The sequence below is a fragment of the Pseudomonas sp. 273 genome, assembly GCF_029201425.1.
Classification (GTDB): domain Bacteria; phylum Pseudomonadota; class Gammaproteobacteria; order Pseudomonadales; family Pseudomonadaceae; genus Pseudomonas; species Pseudomonas delhiensis.
In genome coordinates this window covers 258,986-283,396 of record NZ_CP116775.1, presented here as the reverse complement: position 1 = coordinate 283,396, position 24,411 = coordinate 258,986, and the positions used below count along the sequence as shown (strand labels likewise).

The window sequence follows — 24,411 nt, the reverse complement described above, 5'->3', positions numbered from 1 at the left end:
AAGACCTACAACTCGATGCGCAGCGGCCGGCTCAGGCGGATTTCGCTGACGTCGATATCGGCACCATAGGCCAGCATCTCCACGCCGGCGTCGCGCGCCTCGCGCAGCGCGGCGGCATAGGCCGGGTCGATCTCCTCCGCCGGGCGCACCGCCTCGATGCCGGACAGGTTCACGCAATACAGCAGCACCGCGCGGGTGCCCGCACGGGCCAGGGCCGCCAGCTCGCGCAGGTGCTTGGCCCCGCGGGTGGTCACTGCGTCGGGGAAGGCCGCCACCGGCGTGGCGTCGAAGCCCAGGGTGACGCTCTTCACCTCGACGAACACCGGCCCGCCGGCGAAGTCCAGGCGGAAGTCCGCGCGGCTGTTCTCCACGCCATAGGCGACCTCCCGGCGCAGCCCGGCGAAACCGGCCAGTTCGGCGACGCTCCCGGCCAGCAGGGCCTCCTCCACCAGGCGGTTGGCCCGCCCGGTGTTTACGCAGGCCAGGCGCCCCTGGGGCGTCTCGCTCAGCTCCCAGGTGCCGGGCAGCTTGCGCTTGGGGTCGGAGGAACGGCTGAACCACACCCGGCAGCCCTCGCTCATGCAGTTGAGCATGGAGCCGGTGTTCGGGCAGTGGATGGTCAACTGCTCACCGGTGGGCATCTCGATATCGGCGAGGAAGCGCTTGTAGCGGCGCAGCAGGCGCGCCTCCTCCAGTTCCGGAGCGAAGCGCATCAGGGCCGCCAGCTCTTCAGGCCGCGGGCGATCCGCTCCACCGCCTGCTCCAGGCGTTCCAGGCTCTGGGTATAGGCGAAGCGCACGTGGTGGTCGGCCTGGTAGCGGCCGAAGTCCACGCCCGGGGTGAAGGCCACGTGCTCGGTCTCGATGAAGTGCTGGCAGAAGCGGTAGGCGTCGCCGCCGAAGGCGCTGATGTCGGCGTACAGGTAGAAGGCCCCTTCCGGCTCAACGGCGATGCCGAAGCCCAGCTCGCGCAGGGCCGGCAGCAGGTAGTCGCGGCGGCGGGCGAACTCGGCGCGGCGTTCCTCGAGAATGGCCAGGGTGCCCTCCTCGAAGCAGGCCAGCGCGGCATACTGGGCCATGCTCGGGGCGCTGATGTAGAGGTTCTGCGCCAGCTTCTCCAACTCGCCCACCGCCGCCGGCGGCGCCACCAGCCAGCCGAGGCGCCAGCCGGTCATGCCGAAATATTTGGAGAAACTGTTGAGGACGTAGGCCTCGTCGTCCACTTCCAGCACGCTGCTGGCATCCACGCCGTAGGTCAGGCCGTGGTAGATCTCGTCCACCACCAGGTGCCCGCCACGGGCCTTGAGGGCCTGCGACAACGCGGCCAGTTCATCCTTGTGCAGCAAAGTGCCCGTAGGATTCGCCGGCGATGCCAGCAAAGCGCCTACACTGTCCTGATTCCAGTGCGCATCCACCAGTTCCGGGGTGAGCTGGTAACGGCTCTGCGGGCCCACCGGCACCAGTTGCGCGGCGCCCTCCACCAGGCGCAGGAAGTGACGGTTGCACGGGTAGCCGGGGTCGGCCAGCAGCCAGTGGCGGCCCGGGTCGACCAGCAGGCTGCTGGCCAGCAGCAGGGCGCCGGAACCGCCCGGGGTGACCAGGATGCGCTCGGGGTCGATGGCCAGGCGGTAGCGCGAGGCGTAGAAGCCGGCGATGGCCTCGCGCAGCTGCGGCAGGCCGCGGGCCGCGGTGTAGCGGGTATGGCCGGCGGCCAGTGCGGCCTGGCCGGCGGCGACTATGGGCGCGGCGGTGCTGAAGTCCGGCTCGCCGATCTCCAGGTGGATGACGTCGTGGCCAGCGGCCTGCAGCTCGTTGGCTCGCGCCAGCAACGCCATGACGTGGAAAGGTTCGATGGCGCGGCTGCGGGCACTGAAGGAAGAAACCATGGGAAATACCGAACTTTGCGACGAAGAGGCGATTCTAACCAAGCCATCAGCGGGTGGCAGCAAGCTCGACAACCGGGAGTAGCATCGCGATTATCGATCTGGTAAGTTCGCCCGCTTGCGAGCGCGGGGCCGGCGGTGCCGGAGAGGGACCATCCGCGACAGGATTAGCGAGAGTGAGAGGCGGCCACACATGCCCACCAATGCAAAACAGCAGAGCAGCCAACTGATTCGTGGCTTCGAACCCTACAAGGAAACCAAGGGCGAGGAGTACATGAGCGAGCGCATGCGCGCCCACTTCACCTCCATCCTCAACAAGTGGAAAGTTGAGCTGATGGAAGAAGTCGACCGCACCGTGCACCACATGCAGGACGAAGCGGCCAACTTCCCGGACCCGGCCGACCGCGCCAGCCAGGAAGAGGAGTTCAGCCTCGAACTGCGCGCCCGCGACCGCGAACGCAAACTGATCAAGAAGATCGACGAGACACTGCAGTTGATCGAAGACAACGACTACGGCTGGTGCGACTCCTGCGGCGTGGAGATCGGTATCCGCCGCCTGGAAGCCCGCCCCACCGCGACCCTCTGCATCGACTGCAAGACCCTCGCGGAAATCAAGGAAAAGCAGCTCGGCTCCTGACGCCTGCGGCTTTTCGCGAACGGGGCGCCTAGGCGCCCCGTCGCGTTTGTGCGGCGCCCCGCCTCCCGACCCCCAGCCTGCGCCATGTCCGACTCCCGCTACATCGGCCGTTTCGCCCCCACCCCCAGTGGCTACCTGCACTTCGGCTCGCTGGTCGCCGCCGTCGCCTCCTACCTGGACGCCCGTGCCGCCGGCGGCCGCTGGCTGGTGCGCATGGAAGACCTCGACCCGCCGCGGGAAATGCCCGGGGCCCAGGCCGCCATCCTGCAGACACTGGAACGCTACGGCTTCGAGTGGGATGGCCCGGTCGTACGCCAGAGCGAGCGTGGCGATGCCTACGCGGCGGTGGTCCAGCAGTGGCTGCGCAGCGGCCTGGCCTACGCCTGCACCTGCTCGCGCAAGCAGCTCGAAGGCAGCGGCGGCATCTACCCCGGCACCTGCCGCAACGCCGGGCACGACTGGCACGGCGACGTCGCCATCCGCATCCGCGTGCCGGAACTGGAATACGCCTTCGTCGACCGCGTCCAGGGCGAGTTCCGCCAGCACCTGGGCCGCGAGGTCGGCGACTTCGTCATCCGCCGCCGCGACGGCCTCTACGCCTACCAGCTGGCGGTGGTGCTGGACGACGCCTGGCAGGGCATGACCGACATCGTCCGCGGCGCCGACCTGCTGGACAACACCCCGCGCCAGCTGTACCTGCAGGAGCTGCTCGGGGTGGCCCACCCGCGCTACCTGCACGTGCCGCTGATCGTCCAGCCCGACGGCCACAAGCTGGGCAAGTCCTACCGCTCGCCGCCGCTGGCCGCCGAGCAGGCCGCACCGCTGCTGCTGCGCGCCCTCAGGGCCCTGGGCCACGCCACGCCGGCGGAGCTGGCCGGCGCCACCCCGGCCGAGGTGCTGGCCTGGGGCGTGGCGCACTGGGACGCCACGCGCATACCCCGCGTGCTGACGCTGGAAGACGCCCGGCTCTAAGATGGAGGGTGGGGCCATGCGCCCCGGCTTGCAGGCGCCCATCGGCTGCCTGTAGCCTGCCGTCCGCACAACGAGAGGCATGACATGTACATCTACCGACTGGTGCTGCTCCTGGTCGTGGGCATCTACCTGTTCTCGCCCGCCATCATGGACTGGTGGATCGACCCCAACGGCGCCTGGTATCGCCCTTACCTGCTGTGGCTGATTCTCATAGTCGTGACCTTCATCCTGCAGAGCCAGCGCGATGCTGACGAGCTTTAGCCTCACCCAGCTGATCCTGATCAGCGCCGCCTACCTGACCACCCTGTTCGGTGTCGCCTGGATCACCGAGCGCGGCTACGTGCCGCGCCGCCTGGTGCGCCACCCGCTGGTGTACACCCTGTCGCTGGGCGTCTATGCCAGCGCCTGGGCCTTCTACGGCACCGTCGGCCTGGCCTACCAGTACGGCTACGGCTTCCTGGCCATCTACCTGGGTGTGTCCGGGGCCTTCCTGCTGGCCCCGGTGCTGCTCTACCCGATCCTGCGCATCACCCGCGCCTACCAGCTGTCGTCGCTGGCCGACCTGTTCGCCTTCCGCTTCCGCAGCACCTGGGCCGGCGCGCTGACCACGCTGTTCATGCTGATCGGCGTGCTGCCGATGCTGGCCCTGCAGATCGAGGCGGTGACCAACTCGATCAGCCTGCTGACCCACGGCGCCGACGCCAACAGCGCGGCGCTGGCGTTCTGCGCGCTGATCACCCTGTTCGCCATCCTCTTCGGCGCCCGCCACATCGCCACCCGCGAACGCCACGAGGGGCTGGTGATGGCCATCGCCTTCGAGTCGCTGGTCAAGCTGGTCGCCCTGGGTTCCATCGGCCTGTTCGCCCTCTACGGCGTGTTCGGCGGCCCCGACGGCCTGGAGGTCTGGCTGCTGCAGAACCAGGAGGCCCTGAGCACCCTGCACACGCCGCTGGCCGAGGGCCCCTGGCGCACCCTGCTGCTGGTGTTCTTCGCCTCGGCCATCGTCATGCCGCACATGTACCACATGACCTTCACCGAGAACCTCAACCCGCGCGCCCTGCTCAGCGCCAGCTGGGGCCTGCCGCTGTTCCTGCTGCCGATGAGCCTGGCGGTGCCGCCGATCCTCTGGGCCGGCCTGCACCTGGGCGCCTCGACCAACCCGGAATACTTCACCCTCGGCCTGGGCATGGCGGTGGACAGCCCGGCCCTGGCGCTGGCCGCTTTCATCGGCGGCATCTCGGCGGCCAGCGGGCTGATCATCGTGATGACCCTGGCGCTGTCGGGCATGGTCCTCAACCACCTGGTGCTGCCGCTGTACCAGCCGCCGGCCGAGGGCAACATCTACCGCTGGCTGAAATGGACGCGGCGGGCGCTGATCGCCACCATCATCCTGCTGGGCTACGGCTTCTACCTGCTGCTGGGCTCCGAGCAGGAACTGTCGAACCTGGGCATCGTCTCCTTCGTCGCCACCCTGCAGTTCCTCCCCGGCGCGCTCTCGGTGCTCTACTGGCCGGCCGCCAACCGCCGCGGCTTCATCGCCGGCCTGGTCGCCGGCATGCTGGTGTGGGGCGCCACCATGCTGGTGCCGCTGATGGGCAACGTGCAGAGCCTGCACATCCCGCTGTTCGACTCGCTGTACGTGCTCGACGAGGCCAGCTGGCACCTGGCCGCCCTCGCCTCGCTGGCGGCCAACGTGCTGGTGTTCACCCTGGTATCGCTGTTCAGCGAGCCCAGCGACGAGGAGAAGGGCGCCGCCGAAGCCTGCGCGGTGGACAACGTGCGCCGCCCGCAGCGCCGCGAACTGCTCGCCGTCTCGCCCCAGGAGTTCGCCAGCCAGCTGGCCAGGCCGCTGGGCGCCAAGACCGCGCAGAAGGAAGTGGAACAGGCCCTGCGCGACCTGCACCTGCCCTTCGACGAGCGCCGCCCCTACGCCCTGCGCCGCCTGCGCGACCGCATCGAGGCCAACCTCTCCGGGTTGATGGGCCCAAGCGTGGCCCAGGACATGGTCGAGACCTTCCTGCCCTACAAGGCCAACAGCGAGAGCTACGTCACCGAGGACATCCACTTCATCGAGAGCCGCCTGGAGGACTACCACTCGCGGCTCACCGGCCTGGCCGCCGAGCTGGACGCCCTGCGCCGCTACCACCGCCAGACCCTGCAGGACCTGCCGATGGGCGTGTGCTCGCTGGCCAAGGACCAGGAAGTGCTGATGTGGAACCGCGCCATCGAGGAACTCACCGGGGTGCCCGCGCAGCGCGTGGTGGGCTCGCGCCTGTCGGCCCTGCCGGAACCCTGGAAGGGCCTGCTGGAAGGCTTCATCGAGGCCCCCGACCAGCACCTGCACAAGCAGCGCCTGGCGATCGACGGCCAGACGCGCTGGCTGAACCTGCACAAGGCAGCCATCGAGGAACCCCTGGCGCCGGGCAACAGCGGCCTGGTCCTGCTGGTCGAGGACCTCACCGAGACGCAGTCCCTGGAAGACAAGCTGATCCACTCCGAGCGCCTGGCCTCCATCGGCCGCCTGGCCGCCGGCGTGGCCCACGAGATCGGCAACCCCATCACCGGCATCGCCTGCCTTGCGCAGAACCTGCGCGAGGAACGCGAGGGCGACGGCGAGCTGACCGAGATCAGCGGGCAGATCCTCGAGCAGACCAAGCGCGTCTCGCGCATCGTCCAGTCGCTGATGAGCTTCGCCCACGCCGGCGGCAAGCAGGTGGCCGCCGAGCCGGTGTGCCTGGCCGACGTCGCCCGCGAAGCCATCAGTTTGCTATCGTTGAACCGGCGCAGCGTCGAAGTGCAGTTCTTCAACCTGTGCGACCCGGACCACTGGGTGGAAGGCGATGCCCAGCGCCTCGCCCAGGTACTCATCAACCTGCTGTCCAACGCCCGCGACGCCTCCCCCCCGGTGGCGCCATACGGGTGCGCAGCGAAGCCTCGGAGAACACCGTCGATCTCATCGTCGAAGACGAAGGCAGCGGCATTCCCAAGTCCATCATCGACCGCCTGTTCGAGCCCTTCTTCACCACCAAGGACCCCGGCAAGGGGACTGGCCTGGGCCTCGCACTGGTCTATTCGATCGTGGAAGAGCATTATGGGCAGATCACCATCGACAGCCCGGCCGATCCGGAACGCGAATGCGGCACCCGCATCCGCGTGACCTTGCCGCGGCATCCTGGCCCGACGGCCGAGCAGTAGACGAGCACGTCGAGAGAGCTGAATACATGGCACATATCCTCATCGTCGAAGACGAAACCATCATCCGTTCCGCCCTGCGACGGTTGCTCGAGCGCAACCAGTACCAGGTCAGCGAGGCCGGCTCGGTCCAGGAGGCCCAGGAGCGCTACAGCATCCCGTCCTTCGACATGATCGTCAGCGACCTGCGCCTGCCCGGCGCCCCCGGCACCGAACTGATCAAGCTGGCCCAGGGCACCCCGGTGCTGATCATGACCAGCTACGCCAGCCTGCGCTCGGCGGTCGACTCGATGAAGATGGGCGCGGTGGACTACATCGCCAAGCCCTTCGACCACGACGAGATGCTCCAGGCCGTGGCGCGTATCCTCAAGGACCGCCAGGAAGGCCGCGGCGCCACTGCCGAGGCACGCGGTAACGCCCGCCCCGCGGGCGAGCGCGGTAACGGTAACGCCGCCCCGGCCGACGGCGAGATCGGCATCATCGGCTCCTGCCCGCCGATGCTCGAGCTCTATTCGAAGATCCGCAAGGTCGCCCCCACCGACTCCAACGTCCTCATCCAGGGCGAGTCGGGCACCGGCAAGGAACTGGTGGCGCGCGCCCTGCACAACCTGTCCAAGCGCACCAAGGCGCCGCTGATCTCGGTGAACTGCGCGGCCATCCCGGAAACCCTGATCGAATCCGAACTGTTCGGCCACGAGAAGGGCGCCTTCACCGGCGCCAGCGCCGGCCGCGCCGGCCTGGTGGAAGCCGCCGACGGCGGCACCCTGTTCCTCGACGAGATCGGCGAACTGCCGCTGGAGGCCCAGGCCCGCCTGCTGCGCGTGCTGCAGGAAGGCGAGATCCGCCGCGTCGGCTCGGTGCAGTCGCAGAAGGTCGACGTGCGCCTGATCGCCGCCACCCACCGCGACCTGAAGATGCTGGCCAAGACCGGCCAGTTCCGCGAAGACCTCTATTACCGCCTGCACGTCATCTCGCTGAAACTGCCGCCGCTGCGTGAGCGCGGTACCGACGTGATGGAGATCGCCCGCGCCTTCCTGGCGCGTCAGTGCTCGCAGATGGGGCGCGCCCCGCTGAGCTTCTCCCACGAGGCCGAGCAGGCCATCCGCCACTACCCGTGGCCGGGTAACGTGCGCGAGCTGGAGAATGCCATCGAGCGCGCGGTGATCCTCAGCGAGGGCCAGGAAATCCCCGCCGACCTGCTGGGCATCGACATCGAGCTGGACGACCTGGAGGACGACTTCGTCGACGAGGCGGAGATGCGCAGCGCCGTGGCGGCCAACAACCACGAGCCCACCGAGGACCTGTCGCTGGAGGACTACTTCCAGCATTTCGTCCTCGAGCACCAGGACCACATGACCGAGACCGAACTGGCCCGCAAGCTGGGCATCAGCCGCAAATGCCTGTGGGAACGGCGCCAGCGCCTGGGCATTCCGCGGCGCAAATCGGGGGCCTCGGCCGACTCCTGAGTGGGGCGCGGCTGTTACCGCGGACATCCCGCGTAACAAAAGCCGGGTTCATCGGTAACGATAACCCGGCTTTTTTGTGCCTGCCCGAAACCCCTTCCTACAGCTAAACCCTTGAAAAATAAGGATTCTCAAAAGTTGGCACGGCATCTGCTTTGTTATTGGTACAACAACAATAACAAGCACGAAACCACAGAACAAAAACAACACGTAACGACTCCAGCACAACAAAAACAAAATCGCGGAGGCGCAGCTAACTGATTCTTTTGGAGGAGAGTAGCTGGTGGGAGAAATCCCGCAACCGATCGAAGAACAATAAAACTGCCCCGAGGCAGCGGCGGAATCGGTTGGATCGAAAGATCACTGCTCACTCAGCGACCAAAGCAATCCGTTTGCTCTTGTCGATCCCGAATGGGAATACCTCGAAGCGACTGGCCTCGAGGACGGGTCTACAAACAAAAACAACAAGCCCGGCATCATAACAAGAACAAAGCACGCACCTACTTGGGGGGAGCTTCGGCTCCCCCAGTAGCTTTCCCCGCTCTCCCCTGCTCCCTTCGCTGTTCCCCGCTCCCTATCTCCCGCCCCCGATGCTAGAATCCGAGCCCATTCGGACACACAACGCATCAGATTTACTGACGATTGTTTCCGCTGACCATGCTTTTCAAGCATGATGGGCTGCCCGCCGACTGCGATCGCCGGCCAGGGCATGCTGCGTTGCGCGACGCAATCCACCCCAACCGGTTAATAGTGCCTCCATGCTGAAAAAGCTGATCTCCTCCCTTCGCTCTCCCTTGCGCCGCAAGCGCGCAATCCGCACCACCCCGGAAATCGTCGGCAGCAACCAGCATCCGCTGCGTCGCGAGCAGTTCAGCCGGCATGCGGTGAGCGTGGTGGACCGGCTGCAGAAGGCGGGATACCAGGCCTACATCGTCGGTGGCGGCGTGCGTGACCAACTGCTGGGCATCACCCCCAAGGACTTCGACGTGGCCACCAGCGCCACCCCCGAGCAGGTCCGTGCCGAATTCCGCAACGCGCGGGTCATCGGCCGGCGCTTCAAGCTGGTGCACGTGCATTTCGGCCGCGAGATCATCGAGGTGGCCACCTTCCGTGCCCACCACCCCAGGAAGAAGGCGAAGGCGACAGCAACCAGGCCTCGCGCAACGAAGCCGGGCGCATCCTGCGCGACAACGTCTACGGCACCCTGGAAGACGACGCCCAGCGCCGCGACTTCACCATCAACGCCCTGTACTTCGACTGCAGCGACGAGCGCATCCTCGACTACGCCCACGGCGTGCACGACATCCGCAACCGCCTGGTGCGCCTGATCGGCGACCCCGAGCAGCGCTACCTCGAGGACCCGGTGCGCATGCTGCGCGCGGTGCGCTTCGCCGCCAAGCTGGACTTCGAGATCGAGAAACACAGCGCCGCGCCCATCCGCAAGCTGGCGCCGGCGCTGCGCGAGATTCCCTCGGCGCGGCTGTTCGACGAAGTGCTCAAGCTGTTCCTCAGCGGCCGCGGCGAGCGCACCTTCGAGCTGCTGCTCGAATACGAGCTGTTCGCCCCGCTGTTCCCGGCCAGCGCCAAGGCCCTGGCCCGCGACCCGGACTACACCGGCAAGCTGATCCGCCAGGCCCTGGCCAACACCGATGCGCGCATCCACCAGGGCAAGCCGGTCACCCCCGCCTTCCTCTTCGCCGCCCTGCTCTGGCCGGCCCTGCCGGCGCGCGTGGCGCAACTGCAGGACCGCGGCATGCCGCCGATCCCGGCGATGCAGGAAGCCGCCCACGAACTGATCAGCGAGCAGTGCCAGCGCACCGCCGTGCCCAAGCGCTTCACCATCCCGATCCGCGAGATCTGGGACATGCAGGAACGCCTGCCGCGACGCCAGGGCAAGCGCGCCGACCTGCTGCTGGAAAACCCGCGCTTCCGCGCCGGCTACGACTTCCTGCTGCTGCGCGAGAGCGCCGGCGAGGAAACCGGCGGCCTCGGCGACTGGTGGACGGACTACCAGGACGCCAGCGACGGCGAACGCCGCGGCATGATCCGTAACCTGGCGGCCAGCCAGGACGATGGCGGCGCCGCCCCGCGCAAGCGTCGCCGCGGCGGTGGCAACCGCCGGCGCCGTGGTCCGCGCAGCGAGGGGGCGGGCAACGAGTGAGCGAGCGCGTCTATCTCGGCCTGGGCAGCAACCTCTCCGATCCCCTGGGCCAGCTGCGCGCCGCCATCGAGGCCCTGCGGGCCATCCCGCAGACCACGGTGGCCGCGGTCTCGCCCTTCTACATCAGCGACCCGCTGGGCCCGCCGGACCAGCCGCGCTACGTCAACGCCGTCGCCGCGCTGGACACCGACCTCGCCCCCTCGCCCTGCTCGACGCCCTGCAGGCCATCGAGCTGGAACAGGGCCGCGTGCGCAAGGACGAGCGCTGGGGCCCACGCACCCTCGACCTGGACATCCTGCTGTTCGGCGAGCGCCAGCTCGACGAACCGCGCCTGACCGTGCCGCACTACCACATGCACGCCCGCGCCTTCGTCCTCTACCCCCTGGCGGACCTGGCGCCGCAGCTGCGCCTGCCCGGCGGCCGCAGCCTGTCGGAACTGCTGGCGGATTGCCCATTCGCGGGCCTCGAACGGCTATCCTGATCGTCACCCCAGTTGGCGGTAACGCCGTAACAGTCCGGTAACACCTGCGATTGACTTCGCTTCCCCCCATACGGACTATAGGTGCCCCGCGCCGGCGCCAGCCGGCCCAACGAGGACCGTTTTCATGCCTGATGTCACCCTGACCACCCTGCAAGGCCTGAAGCAAAGCGGCGAGAAGATCGCGATGCTCACAGCCTACGATGCCACCTTCGCCCAGGCGGCCAGCGCCGCGGGAGCGGAGATGCTGCTGATCGGCGACTCCCTCGGCATGGTGCTGCAAGGCCACGACAGCACGCTGCCGGTCACGGTCGAGGAAATGGCCTATCACACCGCCTGCGTGAAACGCGGCAACCAGGGCGCGATGATAGTCACCGACCTACCCTTCGCCTCCGGCACCTCGCTGCAGCGCCTGCTGGACGACTCGGTCAAGGTCATGCAGGCCGGCGCCCACATGGTCAAGCTCGAAGGCGGCGCCTGGCTGGCCGAGCCCATCGTGCGCCTGGCGCAGATGGGCGTGCCGGTGTGCGCGCACCTGGGCCTCACCCCGCAGTCGGTCAACCTGTTCGGCGGCTTCAAGGTGCAGGGCCGCCAGGAAACCCAGGCCCGCCAGCTGCGCGCCGATGCCATCGCCCTGGAGCAGGCCGGCGCCGCCATGCTGCTGCTGGAATGCGTGCCCAGTGCCCTGGGCCAGGAAATCAGCGAGGCGGTGAAGATCCCGGTGATCGGCATAGGCGCAGGCCCCGGCACCGACGGCCAGGTACTGGTGATGCACGACATGCTCGGCCTGTCGCTGTCCGGCCGCGCGCCCAAGTTCGTGAAGAACTTCATGCAGGGCCAGGACAGCATCCAGGGCGCCTTCGCCGCCTACGTCAAGGCCGTGAAAGACGGCTCCTTCCCCGGCCCCGAACACGGATTCTCCGCATGAACACCGTCAAGACCGTCCGCGAACTGCGCGCCGCCGTCGCCCGTGCCCGCGGCGAAGGCAAGCGCATCGCCCTGGTGCCGACCATGGGCAACCTGCACGCCGGCCACGCCGCCCTGGTGGCCAAGGCCGGCCAGCGTGCCGACTTCGTGGTCGCCAGCATCTTCGTCAACCCGCTGCAGTTCGGCCCCAGCGAGGACCTGGACAAGTACCCGCGCACCCTCGCCGCCGACCAGGCCAGGCTGCTGGAAGCCGGCTGCCACCTGCTGTTCGCCCCGGGCGTGGAAGAGATGTACCCCGACGGCATGGAAGGCCAGACCAAGGTCAGCGTGCCCGGCGTTTCCGAGGGGCTGTGCGGCGGCAGCCGCCCGGGCCACTTCGACGGCGTCGCCACCGTGGTCTGCAAGCTGCTGAACATGGTGCAGCCAGACATGGCGCTGTTCGGCGAGAAGGACTTCCAGCAACTGGCGGTGATCCGCAAGCTGGTGCGCGACCTGAACATCCCCGTGCAGATCTTCGGCGAACCCACCGTGCGCGCCGAGGACGGCCTGGCGCTGTCCTCGCGCAACGGCTACCTGAACGAGGACGAGCGCGCCCGGGCGCCGGTCATCCAGCGCACCCTCCGGCAGCTCGCCGACGCTCTGCGCGGCGGCTCGCGCGATTTCCCGGCGCTGCTGGAAGAAGGCCGCCGGCAGATCGAGGCCGCCGGCCTGCGCGTGGACTACCTGGAAATCCGCGAGGCCCTGGGCCTGCGCCCGGCCAATGCCGGCGACAAGCAGGTGGTGGTCCTGGCCGCCGCCTTCCTCGGCAACACCCGCCTGATCGACAACCTGCCGCTGCAGCTCGACTGACCCGCCGTTGCCTGCCCCAGGCCGCGCCGCACGCGGCTTGAGGCCGGGTAACAGGTTGGGCATACTCTGCCGCCGTTCGCGCCAAGCCCCACCACAACAGGAGCGCCCGCCATGCACAGCATCATGCTCAAGGCCAAGCTGCACCGCGCCGAAGTCACCCACGCCGTCCTCGACTACGAAGGCTCCTGCGCCATCGATGGCGAGTGGCTGGACCTTGCCGGTATCCGCGAGTACGAACAGATCCAGATCTACAACGTCGACAACGGCGAGCGCTTCACCACCTACGCCATCCGCGGCGAGGAAGGCTCGCGGATGATCTCGGTCAACGGCGCCGCCGCGCACAAGGCCAAGGTGGGTGACCGGGTGATCATCTGCGCTTATGCTCAATACAGCGACGCCGAGCTCGCCAACTACCAGCCGCGCATGCTCTACATGGCCCCGGGCAACCAGCTCAGCCACACCAGCAACGCCATCCCGGTGCAGCTCGCCTGACCCGTCAAAGCCCGGAACCCCCGGGCTTTTTCACGCTCCAACGCACGTCACACCCCCGAAGGTAAAGCATGGAACACCACCTCACCCCGCTGGATGCCACCCGCCTGCAGAGCTGGCAGGCACTGGCCGAGCACCGCAAGGATCTGCAGAACTTCAGCATGCGCCAGGCATTCGCCAGCGATCCGAAGCGTTTCGAGCGCTTCTCCCTGAGCGCCTGCGGCCTGTTCCTCGACTTCTCGAAGAACCTGATCCGCGAGGACACCCTCGGCCTGCTGGTCAAGCTGGCGGAAGAGGCGCAGCTGGGCGAAGCCATCCAGTCGATGTTCCGCGGCGAGGTGATCAACGCCTCCGAGCGCCGCCCGGTGCTGCACACCGCGCTGCGCCGGCCGATCGGCGACAAGGTGCTGGTGGACGGCGTGGACGTGATGCCGGAAGTACACCGCGTGCTGCACCAGATGACCGAGCTGGTCGCCTACGTGCACAACGGGCTGTGGCGCGGCTACACCGAGAAGCCCATCACCGACGTGGTGAACATCGGCATCGGCGGCTCCTTCCTCGGCCCGCAACTGGTCTCCGAGGCCCTGCTGCCCTTCGCCCAGAAGGGCGTGCGCTGCCACTACCTGGCGAACATCGACGGCAGCGAGTTCCGCGAGCTGACCAGCAAGCTGAACGCCGAGACCACCCTGTTCATCGTCTCCTCCAAGTCCTTCGGCACCCTGGAGACGCTGAAGAACGCCCAGGCCGCGCGCGCCTGGTACCTGGCCCAGGGCGGCAACGAGGCAGAGCTGTACCGCCACTTCATCGCGGTTTCCAGCAACAAGGAAGCGGCGGTGGCCTTCGGCATCCGCGAAGAGAACGTCTTCCCCATGTGGGACTGGGTCGGCGGGCGCTACTCGCTGTGGTCGGCCATCGGCCTGCCGATCGCCATGTCGGTGGGCATCAACAACTTCAAGGAACTGCTGTCCGGCGCCCACAGCATGGACCAGCACTTCCAGAGCGCGCCCTTCGCCCGCAACATCCCGGTGCTGCTGGGCCTGCTCGGCGTCTGGTACGGCGACTTCTGGGGCGCCCACAGCCACGCCATCCTGCCCTACGACTACTACCTGCGGAACATCACCGACCACCTGCAGCAGCTGGACATGGAGTCCAACGGCAAGAGCGTGCGCCAGGACGGCACCCCGGTCAGCGCCGGCACCGGCCCGGTGATCTGGGGCGGCGTCGGCTGCAACGGCCAGCACGCCTACCACCAGTTGCTGCACCAGGGCACCCAGCTGATCCCGGCGGACTTCATCGTCCCGGTGTCCAGCTACAACCCGGTGGCCGACCACCACCAGTGGCTGTACGCCAACTGCCTGTCGCAGAGCCAGGCGCTGATGCAGGGCAAGACCCGCGCCGAGGCCGAGGCCGAGCTGCGCGCCAAGGGCCTGGACGAGGCCGAGGTGCAGCGCCTGGCGCCGCACAAGGTGATCCCCGGCAACCGCCCGAGCAACACCCTGGTGCTGGAACGCATCAGCGCCCGCCGCCTGGGCGCGCTGATCGCCATGTACGAGCACAAGGTCTACGTGCAGAGCATCCTCTGGGGCATCAACGCCTTCGACCAGTGGGGCGTGGAGCTGGGCAAGGAGCTGGGCAAGGCCGTCTACGGGCGCCTGGTCGGCAGCGAGGAGAGCCCCGCCGAGGACGCCTCCACCCAGGGCCTGATCGACTACTTCCGCGGCCGTCACCGCGGCTGAGTTCCCGCCTTGGGAAAAGCGCCGTTTCCTCCGCAAGGGGAAACGGCGTTTTCATTTCCGCCGCGGATCGCGGACGGAGTCCGCTCCTACGCCCGTGCCTCCTGGAACCGTAGGAGCGGACCTTGTCCGCGATCATGGCGGATAACGCCATAGGCGTTATCCGCCCTACGGGGAGCCCGGGAGCTTCGCGGTTTTGCATCACGCCGGACGGTTCCCTCTCCCGCTTGCGGGGGAGGGTTAGGGAGGGGGGGCGGCGTCAGGGTTGGCAGAGGTGCGTGGGCGAAGTCCGCTCCCTCTCCCCAACCCTCGGCTGCGCGCCCCGCCCTGAAGGGAGAGGGGGCTGTCCCGAGCAAGCGGATAACACAGCGTCAGCCGGCATACTCGTAGGGCGAATAACCGTTCGCGGTTATCCGCCGTTAGCCCAAACACCGATGCCCGACGACGATGGCGGATAACGCCGTAGGCGTTATGCGCCCTACGGGTTTCCAGAGAAATATCCGAGCGCACCGGAACGCCCCTTCAGAAGGCCGAGCGAAACCGGCGCTCAGGAGGTCATGCGACATGGATGTCGCGAGAGCCCCGATCAGCACAGGGACGTGTTGTCGGGGCGGGCCTCCGTGGCGGGGGAATTCGTGAGGGTAGCCCGGCTCCATCGGGCCCGTATGTCGGGGCAAGCGTTTTGGTTACTTTGGGCGGGGGTGGCCTTCCACCGATTGCCAAAGTGACTCGCCCGAGGGGGCGAAACAAGAGATATCCGAACACTCGGAGCGGCGCGCTACACCCAAACCCGACATCATTGGGTTATTCCCCTTCAGGCCAGCGCAAGCGCTGTTCGCGATGGAGCCGCGTCCCGCGTTCGCGGGAATGGCAAGGTTAAGGGAGGAGCGAGAGGCCAGAGTTCGCGAGCAAGCTCGCTCCTACGAAGAGCATCTCGGCGCGGGCGCGAGACAGTTGCTCCTACGCCGCCCCACCCGCGCCACTCCCCTGTAGGAGCGCGCCCTGCGCGCGAAATCGCGGGCAGGGCCCGCTCCTACAACCTGCCGGGAGGCATGGCTTCTCGTAGGATGGGTGGAGCGAAGCGATACCCATCCTACGCAAAGTACCTCGGCGCAGTTGGAGCGCGCCGGGAGGCATGGCATATCCCGTAGGGCGCATAACCGTTCGCGGTTATCCGCCAATGCACCGAGGCCACAGCCAACGCCCAGGTCAACCCCGGGGCCGCCGGGAACCAAGGCCAAACGGCGGATAACGCCGTAGGCGTTATCCGCCCTACGCCCCCGGCCGAAATGCCGGCCATCCCTCCAAGGCTTGAACCGGGCCGCGCATTGGCCCAGTCTTGAGCCAGACGCCTTACCAAGACATCACAACAACAAGGATATCGTCATGTTCGAAATCACCGCTCACCCGGTGCCGGACGCCGTTCGCCAGCGTGCCTACCTCGACGCGGAGGGCTACCAGCGCCTCTACCGCCAATCCATCGAACAACCGGACGTGTTCTGGGGCGAACAGGCCAGGGCCCTGCTCGACTGGTTCAAGCCCTGGCACTCCGTGCACCACGGCGACCTGGCCCGTGGCCAGGCAAGCTGGTTCAAGGGTGGCCAGCTCAACGTCGCCTACAACTGCATCGACCGCCACCTGGAACAGCGCGGCGAACAGGTCGCCATCATCTGGGAAGGCGACAACCCCGCCGAGTCCGCCCACATCACCTACCGCAAGCTGCACAGCCACGTCTGCCGCCTGGCCAACGTGCTCAAGAGCCGCGGCGTGGAGAAGGGCGACCGGGTGTGCATCTACATGCCGATGATCCCCGAGGCGGCCTACGCCATGCTGGCCTGCGCGCGCATCGGCGCCATCCACTCGGTGGTGTTCGGCGGCTTCTCGCCGGATTCCCTGCGCGACCGCATCCTCGACGCCGACTGCCGCACCGTGATCACCGCCGACGAGGGCGTGCGCGGCGGCAAGTACATCCCGCTCAAGCAGAACGTGGAAAAGGCCCTGCAGGACTGCCCGAACGTCTCCAGCGTGGTGGTGGTGCAGCGCACCCAGGGCAAGGTGCCCTGGGTCGAGGGCCGCGACCTCTGGTACCACGAGGCCCTGCACGGCGCCAGCGAGGACTGCCCGCCGGAGCCCATGGACGCCGAGGACCCGCTGTTCATCCTCTACACCTCCGGCTCCACCGGCAAGCCCAAGGGCGTGCTGCACACCACCGGCGGCTACCTGCTGGGCGCTGCCATGACGCACAAGTACGTGTTCGACTACCACGAGGGGGACATCTACTGGTGCACCGCCGACGTCGGCTGGGTCACCGGGCACAGCTACATCGTCTACGGCCCGCTGGCCAACGGCGCCACCACCCTGATGTTCGAGGGCGTGCCCAGCTACCCGGACGCCTCGCGCTTCTGGCAGGTGATCGACAAGCACCAGGTGAACATCTTCTACACCGCGCCCACCGCCATCCGCGCCCTGATGCGCGAAGGCGAGGAACCGGTGAAGAAAACCTCGCGCGCCAGCCTGCGCCTGCTCGGCTCGGTGGGCGAGCCGATCAACCCCGAGGCCTGGGAGTGGTACTACCACGTGGTCGGCGAGACGCGCTGCCCGATCGTCGACACCTGGTGGCAGACCGAGACCGGCAGCATCCTCATCACCCCGCTGCCCGGCGCCACCTCCCTCAAGCCCGGCTCGGCGACCCTGCCGTTCTTCGGCGTGCAGCCGGTGCTGCTGGACGAACAGGGCAAGGAGATCGACGGCCCCGGCGCCGGCGTGCTGGCCATCAAGGCCAGTTGGCCGAGCCAGATCCGCAGCATCTACGGCGACCACCAGCGCATGGTCGACACCTACTTCAAGCCCTACCCCGGCTACTACTTCACCGGCGACGGCGCACGCCGCGACGAGGACGGCTACTACTGGATCACCGGGCGCGTCGACGACGTGATCAACGTCTCCGGCCACCGCATCGGCACCGCCGAGGTGGAAAGCGCCCTGGTGCTGCACGACGGCATCGCCGAGGCCGCGGTGGTGGGCTACCCCCACGACCTCAAGGGCCAGGGCATCTACGCCTTCGTCACGCCGATGAACGGCACCGAGCCCAGCGACGAATTGAAGCAGGAGCTGCTGGCGCTGGTCAGCAAGGAGATCGGCAGCTTCGCCAAGCCGGAGGTGCTGCAGTGGGCGCCGGGCCTGCCGAAGACCCGTTCGGGCAAGATCATGCGGCGCATCCTGCGCAAGATCGCCTGCAACGAGCTGGACAACCTCGGCGACACCTCGACCCTCGCCGACCCCGGCGTGGTCCAGGGGCTGATCGACAATCGCATCAATAGGTGAGGAGCAGCTGCAAGCTGCAAGCTGCAAGCTGCAAGCTGCAAGCTGCAAGCTGCAAGCTGCAAGGCAGGGTGCCTGCGGTTAAGCTTATGGCGTGCACCACTTGTAGCTTGACGCTTGAGGCTTGCAGCTCGTCGCCATGGAAACCGTTCGCCGTCATATCGAAAGCCAGGTCCTGAGCCTGACCGGACTCGCCCTCGGGGGCGTCGACTTCGAATCCCCCAAGGGCGACCCGGGGCTGTTCGGCCCCGACTCGGCCTGCTGGAAGGTCCATGGCGACTTCAGCTCCATGCTCATCGGCGGCATCAGCGCCCTGCTCCTGCAGATGCTCCACCCCGCCGCCCTGGGCGGCGTGTGGGACCACTCCAACTTCCGCGCCGACATGCTCGGGCGCCTGCGCCGCACCGGCCAGTTCATCTCCACCACCACCTACGGCTCGGTGGCCGACGCCGAGAAGCTGATCGCCCGGGTGCGGCGCATCCACGACGGCGTCAGCGGCACCCTGCCCGACGGCACGACCTACGCGGCCAGCGACCCGGACCTGCTGACCTGGGTGCACGTCGCCGAGGTCAGCTGCTTCCTCAAGTCGCACCTGCGCTACCTGAACCCCGACCTGCCCGGCAGCGAGCAGGACCGCTACTACGACGAGATCGCCCTGGTCGCCGAGCGCCTGGGCGCCCGCGACGTGCCGCGCTCGCGCCAGGAGGTGGCCGAGTACCTGGAACGCATGCGCCCCCGGTTGCGCTACAACGAGCGCACCCGCGACGTGGTCGAGGTACTGCTCGACGCCCCGGCGCCCAGCTCCCTGGCCAGGCCCTTCAGCGCCCTGATGATGCGCGCCGGCATCGACCTGCTGCCGGACTGGGCCGCCGACATGCTCGGCTTCTCCCTGCGCCCGCTGCAGCGCCAGCTGATCCGCGCCAGCGTGAAGCGCAGCGTGCCGCTGCTGCGCTGGGCGGTGCGCAACGGCTCGCTGCACCGCGCGCGCCGGCGCATGGGCCTGCCGCCGCTGCGCTGACCCTCGGGGTCGGCGCCTGACCACCCGGTTCGAGGAGTGGCCCGCCACGCACGGGCTGTGCAACCATGCCGGTTCGTTCGCCGCGGCCCGCGCCGCCCCATGCTGAGGATTCGTGTCATGCAAGATGTCGTCATAGTCGCTGCCACCCGCACCGCCATCGGCAGCTTCCAGGGTTCCCTGTCGGCCCTGCCGGCCCATGAACTGGGCGCCGCGGTGATCCGCCGCCTGCTCGAGCAGACCGGCGTGGCCCCCGAGGCGGTCGACGAAGTCATCCTCGGCCAGACCCTCACCGCCGGCGCCGGGCAGAACCCCGCGCGCCAGGCCGCCATCGCCGCCGGCCTGCCGAACAGCGTACCGGCGATGACCGTCAACAAGGTCTGCGGCTCGGGCCTGAAGGCCCTGCACCTGGCGGCCCAGGCCATCCGCTGCGGTGATGCCGAGGTGGTCATCGCCGGCGGCCAGGAGAACATGAGCCTGTCGCCCTACGTGCTGCCCAAGGCCCGCACCGGCCTGCGCATGGGCCATGCGCAGCTGCTCGACAGCATGATCGTCGACGGCCTGTGGGACGCCTTCAACGACTACCACATGGGCATCACCGCCGAGAACCTGGTGGACAAGTACGGCATCAGCCGCGAAGCGCAGGACGCCTTCGCCGCCGAGTCCCAGCGCAAGGCCGCCGAGGCCATCGCCGCCGGGCGCTTCGAGGCGGAGATCACCCCCATCGAGATTCCCCAGCGCAAGGGCGAGCCGCTGCGCTTCGCCGTCGACGAGCAGGTCCGCGCCGGCACCAGCGCCGAGGCCCTGGGCAAGCTCAAGCCGGCCTTCAGGAAGGACGGCAGCGTCACCGCCGGCAATGCGTCCACGCTCAACGACGGCGCCGCCGCCGTGCTGCTGATGAGTGCCGCCAAGGCCGCCGAGCTGGGCCTGCCAGTGCTGGCGCGTATCGCCGCCTACGCCAATGCCGGCGTCGACCCGGCGATCATGGGCATCGGCCCGGTGTCCGCCACCCGCCGTTGCCTGGACAAGGCCGGCTGGCAGATCGCCGAGCTGGACCTGATCGAGGCCAACGAAGCCTTCGCCGCACAGGCCCTGGCGGTGGGCCAGGAGCTGGGCTGGGACGCCGCCAGGGTCAACGTCAACGGCGGCGCCATCGCCCTGGGCCACCCCATCGGCGCCTCGGGCTGCCGCGTGCTGGTCACCCTGCTGCACGAAATGCTCCGCCGCGATGCCAGGAAGGGCCTGGCCACCCTCTGCATCGGCGGCGGCCAGGGCGTCGCGCTGGCCCTGGAGCGCTGAACCTCGCCGGGCGCGGCCGCACGGTCGCGCCAACTGGGCTATCTTCATTGGGCGGATCGCGCCTTCAAGGATTGCCCATGAACAAACGCGTCATCGTGGTGGAGGATCACCCGGCCATGCGCCTGGCGATCCGCTCGCTGCTCGCCCAGGACCCCCAGTTCGAAATCGTCGGCGAGGCCGACGACGGCAACGCCGGGCTCAACCTGGTGCGCCAGCAAAAGCCCGACCTGGTCATCCTCGACCTCAACCTGCCGGGCATGGACGGCATGGACCTGCTGGCGCGGGTGCACATCTTCGACGAGAACATCCGCCTGCTGGTGCTCAGCTCCCAGGACGAGCGCCTCTACGCCGGGCGCGTGGAGGCCGCCGGCGGGCACGGCTTCGTCAGCAAGAACAAGGACACCGCCGCCATCCTCAATGCCGCGCGCATGCTGGTCGCCGGCTACCGCTGCTTCCCCGAGCGCCCCCTGGGCGCGCCCGGGCAGCCCGGCGACGACCCGGTGGCGATGCTCACCCCGCGCGAGCTGGTGGTGCTGCGCAGCCTGGTGCGCGGCCTGAGCAACAAGCAGATCGCCGAGGAGCTGTTCCTCAGCCAGAAGACCGTCAGCACCTACAAGACGCGCATCCTCGAGAAACTGCAGCTGAGCAGCCTGGTGGACCTGGTGGAGTTCGCCCGCCAGCACAACCTGCAGGCCTGATCGCCGCGACCGACTGCCACGGCTCAGGATTTTGAACTTTGCACGCGTGCCATACTCCGAGGGTACGCCACGACGGAAGACGACTCCCGCTATGCCCAAAGGATTGATTCGCGCGATCGGCACCCTGGTGCTGCTGTTCCTCCTCTATTGCCTGCTGGGCTTCCTGATACTCCCCGGCATCGCCCTGCGCGTGGCCAACCAGCAACTGGCCCAGTACGCCACCGTGCCGGCGCACATCGAGCGCATCGAACTGAACCCCTTCAGCCTGGAGCTGAACGTCTGGGGCCTGCGCATCGGCGCGCCGGGCCAGGAGCAGGTGGCCTTCGAGCGGCTCTACGCCAACCTCGAGCTGGACAGCCTGTGGACGCGCCAGCTGCACCTGGCCGACGTGCAACTGGACAAGCCCCATGGCGAAGTGGTGTTCGCCGAGGACGGCAGCCTCAACCTCACCCGCCTGTTCAAGCTGCCGCCCAGCCAGCCGCAGCCCGAGCAGCCGGACAGCAAGCCCTTCCCGCTGCGCATCCAGCGCATCGCCCTGAGCCAGGGCAGCGTGCACTTCCAGGACAACCGCCCGAGCGAGCAGGTGGACTTCGTCTTCGACCCGCTGGGCTTCGAGCTGAACAACCTCAGCACCCTGCCCGACAGCGGCGCGCAGATGACCCTCAGCGGCACCGGCCCGCACGGTGGCAAGCTCGACTGGAAGGGCGACCTCAGCCTGACCCCGCTCGCCTCCAGCGGCAGCCTGTCGATCCAGGGCATCCCGCTCAAGGCCTGGTGGCCCTATGTGCGCGACAACGTTCCGCTGGAACTGCAGAAAGGCATCCTCAGCGTCGCCACCGACTACAAGCTCGACCTGAGCAAGGACACCCAGCTGCTGCTGGAGAAGACCAGCGCCAACCTGCGCGACCTCGACCTGAAGAGCCCGGCCGGCAAGCCGCTGGTCACCCTGGCCAGCCTCGACGTGGCCGAGACCAGCATGGACCTGGCCAAGCGCGAAGTGGTGGTCGGCCAGATCCGCAGCCAGGGCCTGGAAACCTGGGCCGCCCGCGAGAAGGACGGCCAGCTCGACTGGCAGAAGCTCTTCGCCGACTTCCAGAAGCCCGCGCGCAAGCCGGCGCCGAGCCCGGCCCCCGCCGAACCGCCGGCGCCCGCGGCCGATGCCGCGGCGAAACCCGAGCCCGCCGCCCCGGCCGCCACGCCCGTAGCGGCTGCGGCCAGCCCGGCGCCCGCCAAGGTCGAAACGGCCCCGGCGGAGAAAACCGAAACCCGGGCCGCGGCGAAACCCGAGACCAAGCCTGAAGCCCAAGCCCAAGCCCAAGCCCAAGCCCAAGCCCAAGCCCAAGCCCAAGCCCAAGCCCAAGCCCAAGCCGACCAGGCTGCGGCCGCCGCCGACAAGCCGGCAAGCCCGCCGCCGGAGCCGGCCAAGCCGACCGAGCCGCAGAAACCCTGGCACGTGGTGCTGCGCGACACCCAGTTGCGCGGCTACAAGGTGCACCTGGCCGACCGCGTGCCGGCCAAGCCGGTGGCCCTGGACGTCGGCCCGCTGGACCTCGACCTGCAGGACGTCGACAGCTCGCTGACCCAGGCCCTGCAACTGCGCCTGAAGACCGGCATCGGCAACCGCGGGCAGATCGAGGCCAGCGGCAGCGTCACCCCCAACCCGGTCAGCGCCAGACTCAAGGTCGCCACCCGCGACATCGACCTGCGCCTGGCGCAGTCGTACCTCGAGCCCTTCATCCGCCTGGAACTGCGCAGCGGCTTCCTCGCCAGCAAGCTCGACGTCGACCTCAAGAGCACCGAGCCGCTGGCCTTCAGCGTCGGCGGCAGCGCCGAGGTCAGCCAGTTGCACACCCTGGACACCCTCAAGAGCCGCGACTTCGTCAAATGGCAGAAGCTCACCCTCGACGGGCTGGCCTACAAGCATGGCGACAGCCTGGTGATCCAGAGCCTGTCCTTCGAGCAGCCCTACGCGCGCTTCATCATCAACGAGGACCGCAGCACCAACGTCAGCGAGCTGATCATCGCCCAGCCCGAACAGCCGACGGCCAAGGGCCCCGCCAGCCCGGCCAAGGCTGGCAGCGACAAGCCCCTGGGCATCCACATCGGCGGCATCCGCATCAACGACGGCTCGGCCAACTTCGCCGACCTGACCCTGCGCCCGGACTTCGCCACCGCCATCCAGCAGCTGGGCGGCGAGATCGGCACCCTCGACAACCGCAACCCGCAGCCGGCCAGCGTCGACATCAAGGGCAAGGTCGACAAGTACGCCCCGGTGACCATCAAGGGCAGCCTCAACCCCTTCTCGCCGCTGGAGAAACTGGACATCGCCACCAGCTTCAAGCGCGTCGAGCTGACCACCCTGACGCCCTACTCCGGCAAGTTCGCCGGCTACCGCATCCGCAAGGGCCGGCTCAACCTCGACCTGCACTACCAGATCACCAAGGGCCAGCTGAAGGCCGACAACAAGGTGCTGGTGGAACACCTGCAGCTGGGCGAGAAGGTCGACAGCCCCGACGCCGTCGACCTGCCGGTGAAACTGGCGGTGGCCCTGCTCAAGGACACCAACGGCAACATCGACATCCAGCTGCCGGTGGAAGGCGACCTGAACAACCCGCAGTTCAGCGTCATGCCCATCGTCTGGCAGACCCTGCGCAACCTGGTTCTGCGCGCCGTGCAGGCGCCCTTCAAGTTCATCGCCGGCCTGGCCGCCGGCGGTGGCGACGAGGACCTGGGCAACGTGCCCTTCGCCGCCGGCTCCAGCGAGCTGACGCCCGCCGCCCAGGGCAACCTCGACAAGCTCGCCGGCGCGCTCAAGCAGCGCCCGGCGCTGAAACTGGAAGTCGAAGGGGTCAGCGCCGCCGCGGCCGACGGCCCGCTGCTGGCCGAGCAGCGCCTGCAGCAGGAATTCCGCAGCAACTACTACAAGATGCTGCAGCGCCGCGGCGACAAGGTGCCCAGCGACGCCAGCCAACTGGAGGTGCCGGAAGACCTGCAGCCGGCCTTGCTCGAAGGCATCTACCGCACGCGCCTGAAGAAACAGCCGCCAGCCGAGTGGCAGCAGCTGGACAAGGACGAGCGCACCGCCAAGCTGCGCCAGGCGGTGCTCGACTCCTGGAGCGGCAGCCAGCTGCTGTTGCGCAAGCTGGCCCAGGAGCGCGGCGCGCACATCAAGGACTATCTGGTCACCAAGGGCGGCCTGGGGGATGATCGCATCTACCTGATCGACGTCAGCCAGGCCGAGGTGGAAAAGGGCGGCGAGGTCGTCACCCAGCTCCATCTCGACAGCGAATGAGGC

15 protein-coding genes and 3 pseudogenes are annotated in these 24,411 nt (G+C 68.2%); 16 read left to right on the top strand and 2 right to left on the bottom strand.

What is annotated here, in order from left to right:
* Nucleotides 1-5: 5 nt before the first annotated feature.
* Nucleotides 6-713 (bottom strand): DNA/RNA nuclease SfsA, encoded by a 708-nt coding sequence (sfsA, locus tag PKO50_RS01340; RefSeq protein ID WP_275628590.1) that lies wholly within the window; start codon nt 711-713, stop codon nt 6-8.
* Entirely contained in the window at nt 713-1,885 is a 1,173-nt protein-coding gene (locus PKO50_RS01335) for a pyridoxal phosphate-dependent aminotransferase (protein ID WP_109934726.1), read from the bottom strand. The genes sfsA and PKO50_RS01335 overlap by 1 nt, the downstream gene beginning before the upstream one ends.
* Nucleotides 1,886-2,075: 190 nt before the next feature.
* Here PKO50_RS01335 and dksA point away from each other — a divergent pair, with 190 nt between their 5' ends.
* From dksA to PKO50_RS01255, 16 genes and pseudogenes are all read left to right on the top strand, one after another.
* The gene (gene dksA, locus PKO50_RS01330; RefSeq protein ID WP_109934727.1) at nt 2,076-2,519 is read left to right on the top strand and encodes an RNA polymerase-binding protein DksA; all 444 of its coding nucleotides are present in this window, start codon (nt 2,076-2,078) and stop codon (nt 2,517-2,519) included.
* 84 nt (nt 2,520-2,603) lie between these two features.
* Nucleotides 2,604-3,491, top strand: a complete 888-nt coding sequence (gene gluQRS / locus PKO50_RS01325) for a tRNA glutamyl-Q(34) synthetase GluQRS (protein ID WP_275628589.1) — start codon at nt 2,604-2,606, stop codon at nt 3,489-3,491.
* 84 nt (nt 3,492-3,575) lie between these two features.
* A complete protein-coding gene (locus PKO50_RS01320) occupies nt 3,576-3,752 on the top strand; it encodes a hypothetical protein (protein WP_003095129.1) in 177 nt (58 codons plus the stop codon).
* A pseudogene (locus PKO50_RS01315) lies at nt 3,736-6,686 on the top strand (ATP-binding protein). Before PKO50_RS01320 ends, PKO50_RS01315 begins: the two are co-directional and overlap by 17 nt.
* A 26-nt stretch (nt 6,687-6,712) precedes the next feature.
* Nucleotides 6,713-8,149, top strand: a complete 1,437-nt coding sequence (locus PKO50_RS01310; protein WP_109932564.1) for a sigma-54 dependent transcriptional regulator — start codon at nt 6,713-6,715, stop codon at nt 8,147-8,149.
* 755 nt (nt 8,150-8,904) lie between these two features.
* A pseudogene (locus tag PKO50_RS01305) lies at nt 8,905-10,307 on the top strand (polynucleotide adenylyltransferase PcnB).
* A pseudogene (gene folK, locus PKO50_RS01300) lies at nt 10,304-10,788 on the top strand (2-amino-4-hydroxy-6-hydroxymethyldihydropteridine diphosphokinase). The pseudogenes PKO50_RS01305 and folK overlap by 4 nt, the downstream one beginning before the upstream one ends.
* A gap of 124 nt (nt 10,789-10,912) precedes the next feature.
* Nucleotides 10,913-11,713: a 3-methyl-2-oxobutanoate hydroxymethyltransferase gene (gene panB / locus PKO50_RS01295; protein ID WP_275628588.1), complete on the top strand. Its 801-nt coding sequence runs from the start codon at nt 10,913-10,915 to the stop codon at nt 11,711-11,713.
* The gene (gene panC, locus PKO50_RS01290; RefSeq protein WP_275628587.1) at nt 11,710-12,561 is read left to right on the top strand and encodes a pantoate--beta-alanine ligase; all 852 of its coding nucleotides are present in this window, start codon (nt 11,710-11,712) and stop codon (nt 12,559-12,561) included. Before panB ends, panC begins: the two co-directional genes overlap by 4 nt.
* A 111-nt stretch (nt 12,562-12,672) precedes the next feature.
* Nucleotides 12,673-13,053: an aspartate 1-decarboxylase gene (panD, locus tag PKO50_RS01285; protein WP_009613020.1), complete on the top strand. Its 381-nt coding sequence runs from the start codon at nt 12,673-12,675 to the stop codon at nt 13,051-13,053.
* A 68-nt stretch (nt 13,054-13,121) separates the two neighbouring features.
* The gene (gene pgi / locus PKO50_RS01280) at nt 13,122-14,786 is read left to right on the top strand and encodes a glucose-6-phosphate isomerase (RefSeq protein WP_275628586.1); all 1,665 of its coding nucleotides are present in this window, start codon (nt 13,122-13,124) and stop codon (nt 14,784-14,786) included.
* Between the two features lie 1,383 nt (nt 14,787-16,169).
* The gene (gene acs, locus PKO50_RS01275) at nt 16,170-18,107 is read left to right on the top strand and encodes an acetate--CoA ligase (protein ID WP_275628585.1); all 1,938 of its coding nucleotides are present in this window, start codon (nt 16,170-16,172) and stop codon (nt 18,105-18,107) included.
* 136 nt (nt 18,108-18,243) lie between these two features.
* Nucleotides 18,244-19,122, top strand: coding sequence for an oxygenase MpaB family protein (locus PKO50_RS01270; RefSeq protein WP_109935392.1), 879 nt, complete (start codon nt 18,244-18,246; stop codon nt 19,120-19,122).
* Between the two features lie 117 nt (nt 19,123-19,239).
* Nucleotides 19,240-20,418, top strand: coding sequence for an acetyl-CoA C-acetyltransferase (locus tag PKO50_RS01265; protein WP_275628584.1), 1,179 nt, complete (start codon nt 19,240-19,242; stop codon nt 20,416-20,418).
* A 77-nt stretch (nt 20,419-20,495) separates the two neighbouring features.
* Nucleotides 20,496-21,116, top strand: a complete 621-nt coding sequence (locus PKO50_RS01260) for a response regulator transcription factor (protein ID WP_089390247.1) — start codon at nt 20,496-20,498, stop codon at nt 21,114-21,116.
* Nucleotides 21,117-21,207: 91 nt separating this feature from the next.
* Complete coding sequence (locus PKO50_RS01255; protein WP_275628583.1) at nt 21,208-24,408, top strand: DUF748 domain-containing protein; 3,201 nt, start codon at nt 21,208-21,210, stop codon at nt 24,406-24,408.
* Nucleotides 24,409-24,411 lie beyond the last annotated feature (3 nt).

Coding starts and splice junctions, on each gene's coding strand:
- PKO50_RS01320 (WP_003095129.1), top strand. CDS start 3,576: ATGTACATCTACCGACTGGTGCTGCTCCTGGTCGTGGGCATCTACCTG.
- PKO50_RS01255 (WP_275628583.1), top strand. CDS start 21,208: ATGCCCAAAGGATTGATTCGCGCGATCGGCACCCTGGTGCTGCTGTTC.
- PKO50_RS01265 (WP_275628584.1), top strand. CDS start 19,240: ATGCAAGATGTCGTCATAGTCGCTGCCACCCGCACCGCCATCGGCAGC.
- panD (WP_009613020.1), top strand. CDS start 12,673: ATGCACAGCATCATGCTCAAGGCCAAGCTGCACCGCGCCGAAGTCACC.
- PKO50_RS01335 (WP_109934726.1), bottom strand. CDS start 1,885: ATGGTTTCTTCCTTCAGTGCCCGCAGCCGCGCCATCGAACCTTTCCAC.
- panB (WP_275628588.1), top strand. CDS start 10,913: ATGCCTGATGTCACCCTGACCACCCTGCAAGGCCTGAAGCAAAGCGGC.
- PKO50_RS01310 (WP_109932564.1), top strand. CDS start 6,713: ATGGCACATATCCTCATCGTCGAAGACGAAACCATCATCCGTTCCGCC.
- panC (WP_275628587.1), top strand. CDS start 11,710: ATGAACACCGTCAAGACCGTCCGCGAACTGCGCGCCGCCGTCGCCCGT.
- dksA (WP_109934727.1), top strand. CDS start 2,076: ATGCCCACCAATGCAAAACAGCAGAGCAGCCAACTGATTCGTGGCTTC.
- gluQRS (WP_275628589.1), top strand. CDS start 2,604: ATGTCCGACTCCCGCTACATCGGCCGTTTCGCCCCCACCCCCAGTGGC.
- PKO50_RS01270 (WP_109935392.1), top strand. CDS start 18,244: ATGGAAACCGTTCGCCGTCATATCGAAAGCCAGGTCCTGAGCCTGACC.
- acs (WP_275628585.1), top strand. CDS start 16,170: ATGTTCGAAATCACCGCTCACCCGGTGCCGGACGCCGTTCGCCAGCGT.
- sfsA (WP_275628590.1), bottom strand. CDS start 713: ATGCGCTTCGCTCCGGAACTGGAGGAGGCGCGCCTGCTGCGCCGCTAC.
- PKO50_RS01260 (WP_089390247.1), top strand. CDS start 20,496: ATGAACAAACGCGTCATCGTGGTGGAGGATCACCCGGCCATGCGCCTG.
- pgi (WP_275628586.1), top strand. CDS start 13,122: ATGGAACACCACCTCACCCCGCTGGATGCCACCCGCCTGCAGAGCTGG.